The sequence below is a fragment of the Roseovarius sp. CAU 1744 genome (genome assembly GCF_039839345.1).
GTDB lineage: Bacteria > Pseudomonadota > Alphaproteobacteria > Rhodobacterales > Rhodobacteraceae > Roseovarius.
In genome coordinates this window covers 144938-162219 of record NZ_JBDOQV010000006.1, presented here as the reverse complement: position 1 = coordinate 162219, position 17282 = coordinate 144938, and the positions used below count along the sequence as shown (strand labels likewise).

The 17282-nt window shown below is 63.4% G+C and carries 16 protein-coding genes; 4 read left to right on the top strand and 12 right to left on the bottom strand.

The window, feature by feature from the left end:
• Positions 1–86: 86 nt before the first annotated feature.
• Positions 87–1379 carry a capsule biosynthesis protein CapA gene (locus AAFO92_RS13630; protein ID WP_347536012.1) on the bottom strand — a complete coding sequence of 431 codons (1293 nt, stop codon included), beginning with the start codon at positions 1377–1379 and terminating at the stop codon, positions 87–89.
• A gap of 184 nt (positions 1380–1563) precedes the next feature.
• On the opposite strand from AAFO92_RS13630, the gene AAFO92_RS13625 reads away from it, so the two are divergent.
• The gene (locus AAFO92_RS13625) at positions 1564–2148 is read left to right on the top strand and encodes a riboflavin synthase (RefSeq protein WP_347536010.1); all 585 of its coding nucleotides are present in this window, start codon (positions 1564–1566) and stop codon (positions 2146–2148) included.
• Positions 2149–2318: 170 nt separating this feature from the next.
• On the opposite strand, the gene AAFO92_RS13620 is transcribed toward AAFO92_RS13625, so the two are convergent.
• The 6 genes from AAFO92_RS13620 to AAFO92_RS13595 all read right to left on the bottom strand — a co-directional run bounded on the left by AAFO92_RS13620 (position 2319) and on the right by AAFO92_RS13595 (position 9216).
• Entirely contained in the window at positions 2319–3188 is an 870-nt protein-coding gene (locus AAFO92_RS13620; RefSeq protein WP_347536008.1) for a DUF2189 domain-containing protein, read from the bottom strand.
• A 209-nt stretch (positions 3189–3397) separates the two neighbouring features.
• Positions 3398–4048: a DUF3726 domain-containing protein gene (locus tag AAFO92_RS13615; RefSeq protein ID WP_347536006.1), complete on the bottom strand. Its 651-nt coding sequence runs from the start codon at positions 4046–4048 to the stop codon at positions 3398–3400.
• A complete protein-coding gene (locus AAFO92_RS13610; protein ID WP_347536005.1) occupies positions 4045–5742 on the bottom strand; it encodes a hypothetical protein in 1698 nt (565 codons plus the stop codon). Before AAFO92_RS13610 ends, AAFO92_RS13615 begins: the two co-directional genes overlap by 4 nt.
• A gap of 42 nt (positions 5743–5784) precedes the next feature.
• Positions 5785–6771 (bottom strand): membrane dipeptidase, encoded by a 987-nt coding sequence (locus AAFO92_RS13605; RefSeq protein ID WP_347536003.1) that lies wholly within the window; start codon positions 6769–6771, stop codon positions 5785–5787.
• Positions 6768–8219: an aldehyde dehydrogenase family protein gene (locus AAFO92_RS13600; RefSeq protein WP_347536001.1), complete on the bottom strand. Its 1452-nt coding sequence runs from the start codon at positions 8217–8219 to the stop codon at positions 6768–6770. The genes AAFO92_RS13605 and AAFO92_RS13600 overlap by 4 nt, the downstream gene beginning before the upstream one ends.
• A gap of 115 nt (positions 8220–8334) precedes the next feature.
• Positions 8335–9216, bottom strand: coding sequence for a LysR family transcriptional regulator (locus AAFO92_RS13595; protein ID WP_347535999.1), 882 nt, complete (start codon positions 9214–9216; stop codon positions 8335–8337).
• Between the two features lie 156 nt (positions 9217–9372).
• On the opposite strand from AAFO92_RS13595, the gene AAFO92_RS13590 reads away from it, so the two are divergent.
• On the top strand, positions 9373–10386 hold the full coding sequence (locus AAFO92_RS13590; RefSeq protein WP_347535997.1) for an NAD-dependent epimerase/dehydratase family protein: 1014 nt from the start codon (positions 9373–9375) through the stop codon (positions 10384–10386).
• A 155-nt stretch (positions 10387–10541) separates the two neighbouring features.
• On the opposite strand, the gene AAFO92_RS13585 is transcribed toward AAFO92_RS13590, so the two are convergent.
• The 4 genes from AAFO92_RS13585 to AAFO92_RS13570 form a co-directional block, all read right to left on the bottom strand.
• Positions 10542–11081 carry an adenine phosphoribosyltransferase gene (locus AAFO92_RS13585; protein ID WP_347535995.1) on the bottom strand — a complete coding sequence of 180 codons (540 nt, stop codon included), beginning with the start codon at positions 11079–11081 and terminating at the stop codon, positions 10542–10544.
• Between the two features lie 76 nt (positions 11082–11157).
• Positions 11158–11631, bottom strand: coding sequence for a DUF2269 domain-containing protein (locus AAFO92_RS13580; protein WP_347535993.1), 474 nt, complete (start codon positions 11629–11631; stop codon positions 11158–11160).
• A gap of 2 nt (positions 11632–11633) precedes the next feature.
• Complete coding sequence (locus AAFO92_RS13575) at positions 11634–12917, bottom strand: DoxX-like family protein (RefSeq protein WP_347535992.1); 1284 nt, start codon at positions 12915–12917, stop codon at positions 11634–11636.
• The gene (locus tag AAFO92_RS13570; protein ID WP_347535990.1) at positions 12914–13540 is read right to left on the bottom strand and encodes a LysE family translocator; all 627 of its coding nucleotides are present in this window, start codon (positions 13538–13540) and stop codon (positions 12914–12916) included. The genes AAFO92_RS13575 and AAFO92_RS13570 overlap by 4 nt, the downstream gene beginning before the upstream one ends.
• Before the next feature lie 285 nt (positions 13541–13825).
• Here AAFO92_RS13570 and AAFO92_RS13565 point away from each other — a divergent pair, with 285 nt between their 5' ends.
• Positions 13826–14518 carry a hypothetical protein gene (locus tag AAFO92_RS13565; protein WP_347535988.1) on the top strand — a complete coding sequence of 231 codons (693 nt, stop codon included), beginning with the start codon at positions 13826–13828 and terminating at the stop codon, positions 14516–14518.
• A 41-nt stretch (positions 14519–14559) separates the two neighbouring features.
• Here the strand turns inward: AAFO92_RS13565 and AAFO92_RS13560 are convergent, their stop codons facing one another.
• Positions 14560–15435: an S-methyl-5'-thioadenosine phosphorylase gene (locus AAFO92_RS13560; RefSeq protein WP_347535986.1), complete on the bottom strand. Its 876-nt coding sequence runs from the start codon at positions 15433–15435 to the stop codon at positions 14560–14562.
• A 198-nt stretch (positions 15436–15633) separates the two neighbouring features.
• Here AAFO92_RS13560 and AAFO92_RS13555 point away from each other — a divergent pair, with 198 nt between their 5' ends.
• Entirely contained in the window at positions 15634–17271 is a 1638-nt protein-coding gene (locus AAFO92_RS13555) for a SulP family inorganic anion transporter (protein ID WP_347535984.1), read from the top strand.
• Positions 17272–17282: the final 11 nt, after the last annotated feature.

Here is a 17282-nt window from a genome sequence, read left to right as displayed (position 1 = left end):
CCTCGACCTGTTTATGCTGCCTCGGTCTTTTTTGGCCAAAGTTAATGGAATCTGTTAGCAAAATCCAGCGTTTGTCGCAGGTTGCCTTAGCGCACGACACGCAACTGTTGCCGCGGCGCCGCGGTGCCGGATTTCAGCGCGTCATAAGGATCCTGGTCCGAAAGCATCATGTCAACGACCTGGCGCAGCAGCTGTCGCCGCCCACGGGCAGAGTAGAAACCGCCTGCAATCTGGCTGGTTTCCAGCAGAAACCGGCGATAATCCCGGTAGGCACGGTGATCGGGGCGTTCCGCGCCGGCAAAGAATTCCGCCGGGGATTTCGTCGAAACGAATTCGGGCTTGTCGTACACCGCCCGCCCGAAGGTCTTGAGCGGAATACCGCGCCAGAGCACCTGTTGGGCGGCGGTTGAATTGACGGTGATTGCGCTGCGCGCCTCGTCCAGCAACCCGGCCAGCTTGCCGCCGCGCACGTAATGTACCCGCTTTTCCAGCCCATGCGCGCGGGTAAGACGCCTGAGATCTTGACGGATCGGGGCGCGGCCATCTTCCAGCGGGTGCGCCTTGACGACCAGGTGGTGATGCGGCGGGGCGCCCTTGGCAAACCCTTCGATGGCGGTTTCCAGGAATTCCGTCATGGTCGAAAACGGCGAATGCGCCTGAAAGGACGCGTCATGTTCCAGCTGCAACAACGCCAGATGATACGGAAAGCCGCCATGCTTGACGCGGGACGTGGCGATCCGGCGGTCCAGCGATTGCAGGGGCATCAGCAACAGGCGTTTCAGGTACAGCCGGAATTCCTGCCTGACGCCCAACGCCCGGTGCGGGCGGAAGTTGCGATAGCGGTGATTCCTCAACAGCACATGGCCATGATAGAGCGCGCCGTAAAAGATATGTTCGCGCATGTCGCCCCAACTGGCCGGCGGCATCGGCGCGTCCATGTTCGAGTTCTGAAGCGCCGCGCGCATCTCCGCGATGCTCATCTCCATCAGGCGTGAATGGCCGTTGCTGCCGCCGCGTTCATAGGTCACCCAATAGGGCCGCATATAGCCTTCCTCAAAGACATGGATGCGCAGCCCGGCATTGCGGGCATGGTCGATCGCGCGGGCGTGGACCGGGCGGGTATCGCCGTAGAGCACGATATCGGTGATGTTCTTTTCGGCGACCAGCGCCGCAAATGTCGCGGGCCAGTCAGCCGCATCGTCGAGATAGGGGATATAGCTGGCCTTGTCGCGCCAGAAGGCGCGATCACCGGCATTGAAGCCCACGCGCCAGACTTCGGCGCCAGACGTGCGCAACATCTGTCCGAGCCTGCTGAAAAACGGGCCATGCGGACCTTGCAGGAACAGGAAAACCCGGCCTTTTTCGCTCAGAACAGTCATTTCCCTTACCGCCGCGCACTCGATTTTCCCCGCCATAGCGCCAAATTTGCGCGAAATTGTGGCGTGGCCGGTCGCGCATCTTGCCACCATGCCACGGCAAGTCTAAAGCCGAAGGGGTCAATCTTGCATCACCTGCTGCGCATGACCGGCCACAGCTGTTGCGGAAATACAAGCGGAGGCGGCCATGTTCACGGGCATCATCACTGATATCGGCACCATCCGGAAACTGACGCAGCTTGGCGATCTGCGGGCACGGATTGAGACCGCCTACCGGACGGCCGGGATCGATATCGGCGCGTCGATCGCCTGCAATGGTGTCTGTCTGACGGTGGTGGCGCTTGGCGATGACTGGTTCGACGTGGATATTTCGGCCGAGACATTGTCCAAGACCAACCTGGGTTCATGGGTCGAGGGCAGTCGGGTCAACCTTGAGCGGGCGCTGAAAGTTGGGGACGAACTGGGCGGCCATATCGTGTCGGGCCATGTCGACGGTCTGGCAGAGATCGTGGCTGTCGCGGATGAGGGCGACAGCACCCGCGTGACCTTGCGCGCACCCCGGGAACTGGCCCGGTTCATCGCCCCCAAGGGGTCGGTGGCGCTGAACGGCACATCGCTGACGGTTAACGATGTCGAGGGGTGCGATTTCGGCATCAACTTCATCCCGCATACGAAACAGGTGACGACCTGGGGCGATGCGGCGGTGGGCGACCCGGTCAACCTGGAGATCGACACGCTGGCCCGCTACGTGGCGCGCCTGGCCGAGGTCTGACGCGGCTCAGCCCCAGTAGTCCCCGATCGGGAACGCCGCCGTTGATGGCACGGCCGGGTACTGCCCGGGCACGGGTCTCGACCGCCCGTGATCCTCCATGATGCGCGCAACGGTAGACCCCCCGGTCAGGTCACCCTGGCCGGGGAGCGTTGCTTGGTTCATGTGCCTTGTCAGGCGTCGGTGCTGCGCGGTACGGCGGCGCGATAGAGGTGCCAGGTCGCGTGGCCCAGGATGGGCAGCACGATGATGAGCCCGAGGAAGAACGGGATCGAGCCGAGCGCCATCAGCACCGCCACGATCAGCCCCCATTTCGCCACCGTGACCGGGCTTTGCCGCGCCACCTGCAGCGAGGTCGCCACCGCGACCGGAACGCCCGCGCGCCGGTCGATCAGCATCGGGAAGGAAACCATGCTGATCACCAGCACAATCGCCGCAAAGACAAAGCCGACGCCCATCCCGAGGATGATCATCGTCCAGCCAGCGCCCGTTGTCAGCACGTCCAGCGCGAAACGCCAGAATGTCACCGGCGGCTCGGGCCCTAGGGTGACGCTATAAATCAGCATTGCGGCAAGGATCCACAGCACGAACATTGCAAAAAGATAGACCGCCAGCGCCATGACAGGTCCCACCACATGCGCCCTGAGTGCCTGAAGTGCGGCGCCCCAGCCAGCGGGCTCACCGGCCTCGCGCCTGCGGCTCATCTCGTACAGACCGATGGCCGCGACCGGGCCCAACAATGCGAAACCCGCGGCAAGCGGAAAGAGCAGCGGCAACAGGGCCAGATTGGACGATACCACCACAAGGCAGATGCCGATGATGGGATATATCGCCACCAGAAACATCACGTCGCTGCGAAACGCCTTGAAGTCGTCGTACCCCTTGCTCAGGGCCGCCCGGATATCGGCGTCACCGATGGGCCGTGTCGCCGGCGGAGTTGTGTCGTGACTGGCCAGCGCCTCGGTCGCGGCGCCGACCGAGCGGCTGGTGCCGAATACCGCATCGGCGGCCCAGGTCAGCGGATTTCCGATTGTTTTTACCATGATGCTCTCCCGATCCTTCGCCCGGGAGGACAGATGCCGCCCATCCCGGGCTGATGTCTGGTAGACGGTGGCCGAGGGTCAAATCCGGCGCGTCTGGGAAATATTCTAACAGATTTGTGCCCGCCTGTGGGTCACGATTTTGATGACTACATGAGGAGTGGCGTTTAAAACGCTGATAATATTGTGTTTATGAGAATATTTTCGGCGGTTCAGTCATTGTCCGACAGCCCGGCTCCCGCGCCGCTCAGGCGGCTTTCGGGGGTATCGGGCGCATAGGTGCGATGGGCGAAACCGGCCAGTGTTTTCGCGGCGGCGGCAGGGATTTCGCAGCGCGATGCGGCGCGGCGCGGGCCGGCGTTCCCGCCGGTTGTCACGCGGATGCTTGCCCATGCCGTCAGGGCGGTTTCCACGGACGTGGTTTCGCTCAGCCCTGGTTTGCCGTCGGGGCCAATCGTGGCGGCGCATCCGGGCCAGGTGATTTCGATCTGCTTGCCGGTCAGCTGGGCGGCCCCGGCGGCAAATGGCAATACCAGCAGGGGGAAGGCGGTTTCGCCCAGTTCAATACGCTTATCCTCGGCAAGCCGGGCCGCGTGATCACAGATCGCGGCGCCGCAGATCAGCGGGCATAGCGTGCCGCCCCGTGCCCGCCATCTGCCATCCGTATCGACCGGGCAGATTGAGGTATAGGTCACGCCGTCATTCCGGGTCAGAAGCCCGGCCAGCGCTGTCGCCCCCGGAAGGCCCATCGCCATCAGCCAGCGCGTGGCAATCCCGGCCTCTTCCGCCAGGCCCCAGCTGAAACCGGCCCCGCGCGCGGCCTTGCGGGCCAGCCCCTCGACCTCGTTCAGTGACCAGCTCATCCCGGCGCACCTGCGAGATAGGGATAGGTCCAGTCATCGGCGTTGCCGCTGGCCAGTTCGTGCGGAAACGGGGCGTGCTGGAACATGTTGATGCGTACCCACCGGTCCGAGCGCGGATCGAAGTGGCAGGCACCGAAGAACGACAGCTTGGCACGCAGCAGGTCGATCGGCATCACCGTGGCGCTGATCGTGTTGTCGCGTATTTCCGCATAGGGGTGGCTGGCGGCGATCTGGGCACGGCGCACCATGTGGCGATGGTCGGGGTGCCGCAGCAGGAAGGCGGCGACGGGCCCATCCTCTGACTGCTCCAGGTCGGCATAGAGGCGCGCCGCGTCCCGTCCGGGGCAAAGCGGTTGTTCATAGGGTTCAATCGGTTCCTCGAACCGCTCTCCCATGCGCGGCTCCAGCTTTTCCTCGGAGACGTACCAGACACGCGCCTGTGCCGCCGGGTCGTCCCAGTCGATTGCAAGCGCCCAGTCATAGATCTGCGCGATCAGCGCCTTCAGCCGCGAGATCGGCATCGACCCGTCGATCCGAAAGAAACGCGCCTCGTCCGCCGACATACAATCGCTCAGCCCGTCGACCAGATCGCCGTAGGGCTCCATCAGCAGCGAGGTCAGCTGTTCCTGCCCCTCGACCGACAGCGCGCCCTCGGCCCAGAGCCAGAGCCGGTTCCAGGGGTGATCGCCGGTCAGATCGGCGGTTTCCAGATGGGTGCGCAGGGCTTTCATGTCGGCGCGCAGTCGGGATAGCTTTGCCACCTGCACGGGGTGTTCGGATGACCAGTAATCGGAATGCAGCTCGGCCCGGGCGGCGAAATCGCGGAACGCCTGCGCGTCGTCCTTGCTGGCGGCAGGCAGGGACCGGATGCGCGCCAGCGCTTCCTCGCGCGCGGAAATCCAGTTGCTGATCAGCGCCGGGTGGTTGAGCAGGAAGGGCGCCATGCCCAGACCGGTGGAATTGCCGATGCCGAACCGGCGGCGCAGGGCCGGATCCAGCGGCACTGCCGTCTGCGGTGCGCGCTGGCGGGCCATGTGTTCGACCAGGTCCATGACGAAGGCGCGGGTCAGATAGACCGAAAGCATCTCAATCTGGAACGGCCCCTGGCATTCGGGCCGGTGCGCCGACTGCTCGCGATCCGCCGCGCCGAACTTGCCCGATCCGTAAACCGCGGTGGTGCGCATCAGGTATCCCACCTCCTCGACCTTTTCGCGATCGGGCTGGCGGCCCTGGCTGAGCGCTTCGACCACGTGATCCCACAGCCGGACGGACCGGTTGGCGCGGCTGAGTGACAATTCCCTTTCGCTTACACGGCCCGCTTCCTGCCTGGGCACGTTGCGCGACAGGCGGTCGATGTCCTCCTCATCCGGGATGCCGTCAAACAGCGTGAATGTCGCGTCCCATTCGGTGGCGATCACCCGGTCCGAGCGTTTTTCCGGCGGCAGGTCATTGGCGAAGGCCACCAGAGAATAACTGCGTTCCGGCCCGTGGGCCGCGTATATCGCGGTGCCCACGCCACGTTGGTTGATGTCGAATTTCACCTGCTCGAACGTCCAGTTCTGGGCCTTCAGGCGACGCAGCAAGATCCGCATGAAGGACAGGCGCGACTGGTGGAACGACCCCATGCGTTCCAGCCGCATGACCAGTTTGGGGTCGCGGGGGGCGATGGTGCGGCGTGGGTCGGGTTGGTGCATCGTCCTCCTCCTTGGCTGAGACTGAGTATAGGGCGCCCGGCGTCAGTTGCTTCCGGCGGGTTGAAAATTTTCGTCGTAGAAGCGCAACCAGTTGTCGCCCATCAGCCCATCGACCTCGGCGTCGTCAAAGCCGGTATTGCGCAGCCCTTCGCGGATATTGCCGAAATCGCGGTTGTCGCGGAACCAGCCCGGCTGCGGCGGAAAGCCCGGCGCGCTGGCCGATCCCTCGCCATAGTCGATTTCCTTCGACCAGCGGCCCACACGCATCCATTCGACGATGCTGTCCGGCTGGTCCTGGCAGAGATCGCTGCCGATGCCGAAATGCTCGGGCCCGAAGGTCTCGGCGGCGCGGGCGATCATCTCGCAGAAACTGTCGAGCGTGCAGTCGGATTTGTCCCGGAGGTGATGGGGATACATCGAAAACCCCATCATGCCGCCGTTTTCGACCACCGCTCGCACCACGTCGTCGCGTTTGTTGCGCAGCGCGGGCTGCCAGGAATGAAGGTTGGCATGGGTGATCGCGATCGGACGTTCCGAAAAATCCGCGGCCTCGATGGTCGACCGATCGGCGGAATGGCTCATATCCACCACCAGCCCCACCCGGTTCATCTCCTTGATGACCTGTTTGCCCATCCGGGTGATGCCGGCATCTTCGGCCTCGTAACACCCGGTCGCCAGCAGGGACTGGTTGTTATAGGTCAGCTGCATGAACCGCGCGCCCAGCTTGTGCACGATCCCGACCAGGCCGATATCGTCTTCGATCGGCGCGGGGTTCTGGAAGCCGAAGAAGATCGCGGTGCGGCCCGTTTCGCGGGCGCGGCGCACGTCATCGCCCCATTCGCCGTGAAAGATCAGGTCGGGATACTCTTCGAACCAGCGGTTCCACCTTTCGATATTCAGCACCGTTTCCCGGAAATTCTCGTGGTAGGAAATCGTGACATGCACCGCATCGACACGGCCCTCGCGCATCTGGCGAAAGATCTTCTCTGACCAGTTGGCATATTGCAGGTTGTCGATCAGGTAGGTCATTCGGGCGTTCCGGCCGCGATATAGGCGGTCTTGACCGTGGTATAGAATTCCCTGGCATAGGTGCCCTGTTCGCGCGGGCCATAAGAGCTGTCGCCGCGCCCGCCGAAGGGCACGTGGTAATCGGTGCCGGCAGTGGGCAGGTTGACGGTGACCACGCCGGTGCGGGCATTGCGGCGGAAATGGGTGGCACGGGCGAGGTTTTGCGTGACGATCCCGGCGGTCAGGCCGAAATTGGTGTCGTTGACGATGGCCAGCGCCTCGTCATAGCTGTCCACCTTGATGACGGCGGCCAGCGGGGCAAACATCTCTTCTCGGTTGATCCGCATGCCGTTCGTTGTGTTCAGGAACACGCCGGGGGTCATGTAATAGCCCTCGGTCGCGCGTTCGACCCGCACGCCGCCGCAGGCCAGTTCGGCCCCTTCGGATTTGCCCAGATCGACATAGGCCAGGTTTTCATTCAACTGCAGGTCGCTGACCACGGGTCCGATCTGCGTGCCCTCGGCCAGCGCATGGTCAACCTTCATCGCCTCGGCGCCCTTGACCAGCTTTTCAACGAATGCGTCATGCACGCCCGCATGCACGATCAGGCGGGACGAGGCGGTGCATTTCTGGCCCGAGCCGCCAAAGGCGCCGCCAAGCGCCAGGCTCACGGCGAGGTCAAGATCGGCATCATCCATCACCGCCAGGGCGTTCTTGCTGCCCATTTCCAGCTGTATCTTGGTCAGGTTCTGCACCGCGGCAGCGGCGATGCCCTTGCCCACCGGAACCGAGCCGGTGAAGGATATCGCGTTGATCCGGGGGCTTTCGACCAGGCGCTGCCCCACGTCACGGCCCGCACCCATCACCAGGTTGAAAAGGCCCGCGGGAATGTCCTGCCGGCTGATGATCTCGGTCAGGGCCACGGCCGAGGCCGGGGTGACATTGGCGGGTTTCCAGATCACCGCGTTGCCATAGGCCAGTGCCGGCGCGATCTTCCAGCTGGCGGTGGCGGTGGGAAAGTTCCAGGGGCTGATGATCGCGACGGTGCCGATGGGTTCGCGCCGCACGTCGACCTCGATCCCCGGGCGCACACTGTCGGCGTTCTCGCCCAGTTGCCGCAGACATTCAGCAGCGTAGTAGGTAAAGAACTGACCGGCGCGGAACACCTCGCCCTTGCCCTCGGCCAGCGGCTTGCCTTCCTCGCGGCTCAGGAGCGTTCCCAGCTCCTCGGCGCGGGCCATCAGCTCGTTCCCGATGGCGTTCAGAACCGCCTGTTTGCGCTCCATCCCGTAACCGGCCCATTCCTTCTGTGCGACGGCAGCGGCATCCAGCGCCTGTTCCAGCTGGTCGCTGCTGGCCTGGGCGTAGGTGCCGATCAGATCGCTCAGGTCCGACGGGTTGCGGTTTTCCACCTCGCCGATGCCGGCGACCCATTGGCCGGCGATGAAATTTTGCTGTGTCTGGCCCATGCAATACCCTCTTTCCCCGAATACCCAAACGGCGTCGGTCCGGAGGCAATTACAACACAGGTGAAAGATTCAGGCAAACGCGAATTAGTTAAGTAAATTTCAGTAAAACTGAATTCTAGCGGTGCGCGATCGGAATTTCCGCGTTTCGGATCGACGTGGCCAGCGCCTGTGCCGCGGGTGTCAGCATATGCTCCGGCGGTGTGGCCATCCAGACCTCGCGCCGGGCCGAACAATCCGCCAGCGGCAGGAATTTCAGATCCAGAAAATCCGGTAAGACAGCCAGTTCCGGCAGGATGGTGATGCCGACCCCCGCGCGCACAAGGCTGAGGATGGAGGCCGTGTTGGGCACCATCAGGTTCGAGGCGTTCAGGATCGGGGCAAAGCTTTCGTCGTCGATGCCGAAACACAATCCATTGGCGATGAAACTCTCATCCTCGATCTGCTTCCACGTCAGCTCTGACCCGTGACGTGCCAGAGGGCTGTCCACCCGGCAGACCACGCCAAACCTGTCCGAGAAGATCAGTTCGCGCTCGAACCCGGGCAATTGACGCAGGGTGGCGATGCCAATGTCGGCCCGCTCGGCGGTCAACTCACGCTGGACCGAGGCGCTGTCGGTGTCCCGGATGTCGATCCGGACGCCGGGGTGTTTCAGCATGAAGCCCCGGAGGATTTTCGGCAGTATCGTCTGCGCGACCGACGGGGTGACCGCAAGGCGCACCTGCCCCTGTTCGGCCCGCGACATGCCCTCGATCGACTTGATCGTGCGGTCGAAATGCTCCAGCTCGCGCCGGGCCTCGATCAGGATCATCTCGCCCAGCGGGGTCAGGCGCGATTTGCGGGCGCTTTCAAACAGCGGCGCGCCGATGTGGTCCTCGAACTGGCGCAGCATCATCGATACCGCCGACGCCGTGCGCCCGAGTTGCTGCGCAGCGTCGGCCAGGCTGCCGTGGTCGGCGGCGGCACAAAAACAGCGGAGCATTTCGATCTTGATCGCCAATTTCAGATTTCCTTTAGTTGGCAGGCAAAAAGAAAGCGTAACTTAACAAAGGTTGCAGGCCTGTCAATCAGGGCCAGGGTGGGCTGGCCGCAGGGTGGCTTGTTTCGCTGGCGTCTAGCGGCTAACGCTGATCCAAGCAGCAACGAAAAGGTACCGATGACACGCGTATTCATTACCGGCACTGCCGGCTTCATCGGTTTTCATCTTGCCCGGCTACTTCTGGACGAAGGCATCACGGTGCATGGCTATGACGGGATCACCGACTACTACGACGTATCGCTGAAGAAACGCAGGCATCAGATATTGCTGCAAAAGCCCGGGTTTTCCAGAACCGAGGCGATGCTGGAGGATAATGACGCGCTCAGCCGCGCCGTTGACGGGTTCGCGCCCGACATCATCGTTCACCTGGCCGCTCAGGCGGGTGTTCGGTATTCGCTGGAAGCACCCCGTGCGTATATCGACGCCAACATAACCGGGACGTTTAATGTCATGGAGGCCGCCCGCCGCCTTGAGGTATCGCACCTGCTGATGGCCTCGACATCCTCGGTCTACGGCGCCAACACGCAGATGCCCTATGCCGAGACCGACAAGGCCGACAGCCCGATGACGATCTACGCCGCCACGAAAAAGGCGACCGAGGCAATGGGCCATTCCTATGCCCATCTGTGGCACCTGCCCACGACGATGTTCCGGTTTTTCACCGTCTATGGCCCCTGGGGACGGCCCGACATGGCGCTTTTCAAATTCGTGGATGCGATACTCGAGGGGCGGCCGATCGACATCTACAATCACGGGGAGATGTATCGCGATTTTACCTATGTCGATGATCTTGTGCACGGCATCCGGCTGTTGATGGATGTGCCGCCAATGCGGCCCGATGCGCCGGACGATATTCCCGAGTGGGACAGCCTGTCGCCGGTGGCGCCCTACCGTATCGTCAATATCGGCAATTCCGACAAGGTGCGCCTGGCCGATTTCGTGGATGCCATCGAGGCCGAGCTGGGCGTGAGCGCCAAGCGCAATTACATGGACATGCAAAAGGGTGACGTGCCGGCCACCTGGGCCGATGCACGGTTGCTGCGGGAACTGACAGGCTATGCGCCCCGGACTGATATTCGCGATGGAATAGCGCAGTTCGTGCGCTGGTTCAGGGACTATTACCGGAAGTAGCAGGGTGAAACCGCACCCCGCCCAGGAGGGACAGCAGGGTGCGGAAACCGATCCCGTGTGATCGTAGCAAGCAGTGCCGCAGAAATATCGGCCTCGTCAGTCTAGCGCAGCGTGGTTATCAGAACCTTAACCAGCGTCCACCGGCCCGGCGGCGCTCATTCACCGTCGAAAGCGCAGAGCGTGTGGACGTCCATGCCAAGCGCCTCGATCTTGGTGCGCCCGCCCAGGTCGGGCAGGTCGATGATGAAGGCGCAGCCGATGATCTCGCCGCCCAGGCGTTCGATCAGCTTGATCCCCGCCTCGGCTGTTCCGCCGGTGGCCAGCAGGTCATCGACCAGCAGGATTTTCTCACCGGCCGCGATCGCGTCGTCATGCACCTCGACAACAGCTTCGCCATATTCCAGCTGATAGCCCTGGCTGATGACCTTGCCGGGCAGTTTGCCCTTCTTGCGGATGGGTACGAATCCCTTGCTCAGCTGGTGCGCGATGGCCCCGCCCAGGATGAAGCCGCGCGCCTCGAGCCCGACGACCTTGTCGATCTGCATCCCGGCATAGGGGTGCAGCATCTGGTCGATCGCCATGCGAAACCCGCGCGGATCGGCAAAAAGCGTGGTGACATCGCGGAACATGATCCCTTCATGCGGGAAGTCCACGATCGTGCGGATGTAGTCCTTGACTGATTTTGTCTGTGCCATTCTGCGCCCTTCTGATCCCGCTCCCACATACCCGGTGTCGCCGAAAGCGCGCATTCGTGCAAGGGGCGGCGGCCGTTTACCAAAGGACCGGTTTCGCGACCATCAGCCAGTAAACCGCGATCATCGCGGCAAAGGCGGGCCAGCCAAGCGCGAACCACAGCCGATAGGCGCGCCGGGCCTCTTCGGGTAGGGCGGTGCCGTTCGACAGGGCCACACCGGCCAGATCGCGGATCCGGATCTGCAGATGGACCACCGGCGCCCAGCACAGAAAGGCCAGTACATATAGCGCGTAGGTGACCACCAACCACGGTTCAAAAAACGAATAGCCGGCCAGATGCACCAGCCAGATCCCGGTAAGCGGCTGGATCAGCCCGGCGGGCGTGGTGAAAAGCCAATCCGCCACGACCACGCCCGAGGCCACGGAACGGATGGTTTCGACCCTGCCGGTGCGCATGGCCCAGACCATCTGAAACGCCGTGCCCAATCCGGTGCCGAACAGCACGGTTGCGCTGAGGATATGCAGCCATTTCGCGATCAGGGACGGGTCCATGCCTAACGCTCATCCTCAAGTATTGCCTGCACGGCAATCAGGGCGAGAAGGGGAATGTTCTTCAACAGCCCGCCAAGCGGCAACAGCCACAGCGCAGGCGCAAGCCAAGCGAATACGAGCGTATAGCCCGCGATCGCCGCCCCTTGCAGGCCGGCCATCAGCCGCGGGCGCCATCCGCGCAAGAGGGCCAGCGCGATGGCGATGTCGGCCACGCCGCCAAGCCGCGCCAGAAGGACAAGCGTGCCGTCACTCAGCCCACTGTCCGGCACCAAGGGCAGGAACTGGCCCGCCGGAAGCATCAGGCCGATGAGCCCCGAGGCCAGCCACAGCAGGGCCAGCACCAGCCGCAGCAAGGGGCGCATCAGGTAAAGCCGGGCGTGCCAGAGATCCTGCGTGCCCGCCGGCCGCGCCGCCAGAAAATCTGAATAACCGCGCGGCTGGACGGGCAGCTCGCTGATCGCCGGGCCCGGGCGGGCCAGAACGCCGGTTTCCAGCTGCGTGACCGCCGTTGCCGAAATCGGGCCAAGGCGCATGGCATCCCCGATCCGCCCCATCAGCCGCGCCAGGGGCAGCGGCAGCCTCAGCACCGGTGCTCTGCGCAGCCCAAGCCAGCGGCGCATGGCGCGCAACATCTCCGCAAGGGTGACCTGTTCCGGGCCGCCTACCTCATGCGGGCCGGGCGGGGGCGGGTTCTGCAGCAAATGGGCGACAATATCGCTCAGGTCGCTGGCATGGATCGGGTTGAAGATCTGACGGCCCTTGCCAATCACAGGCGTGACCAGCGGCAGGGCCGCAAGGGCGCGCATCAGCGAAGAGCCGCCATAGGAGGTGTCACCCAGAACCAGGCCCGGACGCAGGATCGAGATGCCGTGCCGGGCTGCGCAGTCTTCACCCGCGCGTCTGAAAATCGCGAAGCCTGTGTCCGCCCGGTCAATGCCCACGGCCGAAATCAGGATCCCCGTCGCGCCATCTGGCAGCGCCTTGTAAAGCGCCTCGGGCGCGGTGACATGCACCGCCTCGCAGATCGCCTCGGGCGCGCTCAGAACCCCTGCGGCGTTGACCAGATGCGTGACCTCCGACAGATGCGGGCGCCAGAAGGACGGTCTCGCCGTGCGGGGCGCCGCCAGGTCGGCCTTTAGGGTTTTGAACCCCATGCGCTCCAAGCGCCGGGTGCGGCGGGCCGAGGCGATCACCTGCCATCCCTTGTTGCGAAGGCCAAAGGCCAGGTGCCGCCCGATGAAGCCATCGGCACCCAGGATCAGAACGGTGCCGGGGCTGCCGCTCAAGGGGCGCGCCGCAATGTTGCGGTCATCAGGCCCATGCCCACCAGCGCCGCACCCCCGCCACGTGTCAGCCAGGTGATGACCGACGGGCGCTTGATGGTCATGCGCAGGCGATCCGCCAGCAAGGCGTAGGCCAGGGCGTTGAGCGCTGCCAGCCCGACGAACGTGGCGATCAGGATGGCGAATTGCGGCACGAGGGCGGTTCCGACGCTGACGAATTGCGGGACGAAGGCGATGAAGAAGGCAATGGATTTGGGGTTGAGCGCGGTCACCGCCGCCGCGTGGGTGAACACCCGGCGCGGGGTCGTGCCGGCGGTTGCAACCGTATCCAGCCCCTCGGAGCGCGGCGCGCGCAGCAGTTTCACGCCCATCCACACCAGATAGATCGCCCCGGCCCATTTCAGCAGCGTGAACAACGTGGCCGAGGCCAGCACCAGCGCACCAAGGCCCAGCAAGGATGCCGTCATCGCGATCAGGTCACCCAGGGCCACGCCCGCCGCGCTGGCCAGTGCAACGCGACGCCCCTGGCTGAGCGCGTAGCTGAGCACCAACAGGACGGTGGGGCCGGGAATCAACAGCAGGGCGGTTGAGGCGGCAACAAAGGTTATCCAAAGATCAAAGGGCATGTTTCAAATCCTCCCGGTCGGCCCGGCCATGAATTCCAGTTTCGCCGCCTGACCGCAAGCCCCCGCAGGTGTGAAGCCGTTCACTGACAAACCCTGGCGTGTATGAGACCATGTCCGCACAACCCGGAATTTTTTGTCAAAATCTATTGGAAGGAGATTGATTATGCGCGCCATGTTTGTCCTGGCTATCGCCACTTTTTTCATATCCACCGCTTCAGCTTTCGCGGCCTGTCCGGAAGGCTACTACAATTGCGGTGAAGACCTTTGCTGCCCGCAGTGATCGCCATGAAACCCGAGAGAAAATTCAAACTTTCAGAACATGTCGGCTACAAGTCCTGGCTGTTCATCATGCTGGCCGTGCTGGTTCTGGGCTTCAAGTTCGCCGAGAATATCCTGCTGGACGCGGATGACGATGACATCAGCTATGCAAGGCTGATTTTGCCCGCAAACAAGATCGCGGATGCCGAACCGGGTGATGTCTTTGTCTACAGTCACGAGGACGAGAAATTTGTCCGCAGCAAGTTCTGCTCGCTGCAGAAATTTTCCGCCGATGCTTGGGCCAATCGCAAGCTGACCGCGCTGAATATCTGGGGTGTCACCCTGAATGACACGCTCACCGCCATGAGCGAACGCCTTCCGGTTGGCATTCCCGATATTTTCAAGGTGAAACGGCCGGTCAAGATCTGGGCATATGCCGAGAGGTTTCGCACCGCAGTGAACGCGCCGATGGACCCGGTCTGTCTGCAGGGTGTTCTTGTCGTGACGCGTGATCCCGGCCTGACGCCATTCATGGTCGATTCCATCCTTGCCGTGAAAGAGGCAACGGGTCAGGAGAAATGGGTGGGTTTTGTCAAGCCGCTGATCATAGACCCGGACTCGTGTGAAAACTGCCCACAACCAAGAACGGTTCGCGACATTATCAAGGCGAGCGGCTCGACCCAGTTCAAGGTCGACAAGAAAATCGTCAAGCTCGAATAACGGATGATTGGATACCGCGTGACGTAGGGGGCGTTTTCCCCCTACGTCAGAACACGGCCGGCGACCGCGTCGAGTTTGGCCACCAGTGCCGGATCACGGGCGTCGGGTGCGGTCAGGATGGCGTGGTCCAGCGCGCGGTCACAGCCATGCGGGCAGGGGGCGCGATCGGGGCCCAGCAGGGCGGGCAGGCGCGATACCATGTCGCGCGCCTTGTCGGCATTGCCCATCAGCGTGGCGATGATCCGGGTCACGTCCACCTCGCCATGATCGGGGTGCCAGCTGTCATAATCGGTGATCATCGCCACCGAGGCATAGCAAAGCTCGGCCTCGCGGGCGAGCTTGGCCTCGGGCATGTTGGTCATGCCGATCACGTCGCAGCCCCAGACATCGCGATACATCCGCGATTCCGCCAGGGTCGAAAATTGCGGCCCTTCCATCGCCAGGTAAGTCCCGCCGCGATGCACCGTCACCCCGGCAGCCCGTGCCGCGGTTTCGCAAGCGTCACGCAGCCGCGGGCAGGTCGGGTGGGCCACGCTGACATGCCCCACGCAGCCGGTTCCGAAAAACGATTTCTCACGCGCGAAGGTGCGGTCAATGAACTGATCTACAACGACAAAATCGCCCGGCGCCATTTCCTCGCGGAACGATCCGCAGGCCGAAACGCTCACCACGTCCGTCACGCCCAGGCGTTTAAGCGCGTCGATATTGGCGCGGTAGGGGACGGTGGTGGGCGAATGCACATGCCCCCGCCCGTGCCGCGGCAGGAAGGCCATGCGCACGCCGTCCAGCGTGCCGGTCAGGATCGCGTCCGACGGCGTGCCCCAGGGGCTTTCGACCGTGGTCCATTCGGCCCCCTCAAGCCCGTTGATGTCATAGACGCCCGAACCGCCGATGATACCGATCACTGTGTCGCTCATTCTGCCTCCGTCCGCTGTGCCGGCCTGATTGATATGTCAGCAGCCCAAGAAAGGAAATGGCGCAAATCGGCAACTCTCAGAGGTTTGATATTGCCATGGCCGCAGCACATGGCGGCATCCCGATATTGAGGCTGGTCAATCTGCGCCCATCGCTGTACAGGAGCCGTCCGCCCACCTTCCGACCGACAGGACAATCCCTTGAAACACGCAATTCTGGCGGCCTTCGCCAATAACATTTCCATGCCCGACCTGCGGATCATGGAAGACGAGACGCTGAGTGTCGGACGGCTGAGGATCGAGCTGTTGTCGGGCCTGACGGTGGCCCTGGCGCTGGTGCCCGAGGCGGTGGCCTTTGCGTTTGTCGCCGGGGTGCATCCGCTGGTGGGGCTTTACGCGGCGTTTCTGGTCGGCCTGATCACGGCGCTCATTGGCGGGCGGCCGGGCATGATTTCGGGCGCGACCGGGGCGCTGGCCGTCGTGATGGTGGCGCTGGTGGCGCAGCACGGGGTCGAATACCTCTTTGCTACGGTGGTGCTGATGGGCCTGCTGCAGGTGATCGCCGGGGCGCTCAGATGGGGCAAGTTCATCCGGCTGGTGCCGCATCCGGTCATGCTGGGCTTTGTCAACGGGCTGGCAATCGTGATCTTCCTGGCGCAATTGGGTCAATTCAAGGTGCCCGGCACGATGGAAAACACCGGCCACGGCATGGGCGGGGGCGAGTGGCTGTCGGGGACCGCTCTATATTCGATGCTGGGGCTGGTGGCGCTGACCATGGCGATCATCTGGGTGATGCCGCGGATCACCCGCATCATCCCCGCGCCGCTGGCCGGTATCGGCGTCGTGGCGGGGCTTGTGATCGCGCTGGGACTCGACGTGCCGCGCGTAGGCGACCTGGCCTCGATCCAGGGCGGGCTGCCCGCGTTTCATGTGCCGATCGTGCCACTGACGTTCGAGACATTCGAGATCATCCTGCCCTACGCGGTGATCCTGGCCGCCATCGGCCTGATCGAAAGCCTGCTGACCCTGAACCTGGTGGGCGAAATCACCGGCAAGCGCGGCGGCGCCAGCCAGGAATGCATCGCCCAGGGGCTGGCCAACACCGTCACCGGTTTTTTCGGTGGCATGGGCGGGTGCGCGATGATCGGGCAGTCGATGATCAACGTGAAATCCGGCGGGCGCACCCGGATCGCCGGGATCGCCGCGGCGCTCTTTCTGCTGATCTTCATTCTCTTTGCCGCGCCGCTGATCGAGCAGATCCCGCTGGCGGCGCTGGTCGGCGTGATGTTCATGGTGGTGATCGGCACCTTTGCCTGGAACTCGCTGACCATCCTGCGCAAGGTGCCGCTATCCGACGCGGCGGTGATCGTGCTGGTGACCCTCGTGACGGTGAAATACGACCTGGCCATCGCGGTGGTCGTGGGCGTGATCGTCTCGGCGCTGACCTATGCCTGGAACAACGCCACCCGCATCCACGCGATCGAGCGCGACTCGGTCACCGAAACCGGCGCCAAGGTCTATGAAATCCAGGGCCCGCTGTTCTTTGGTTCGACCGATGGGTTCGCGGAATTGTTCAAGGTAGACGCGGATCCCAACACGGTGATCGTCGATTTCGCCGCCAGCCGGGTTGTGGACCAATCGGCGCTGCAGGCGATCGAGGCGATCGCGTTGAAATACGAGGCGGCGGGCAAGCAGATCAAGCTGCGCCATCTGAGCCGCGATTGCCACCGGCTGCTGACCAAGGCAGGCCATCTCATGGTCGACAGCGACGATGACCCCGATTACGAGATTGCGGTGGATTACGGGGTGCGCACCGGTATCCTGGGGGCGGGCCACTAGGGCCCGCGGCC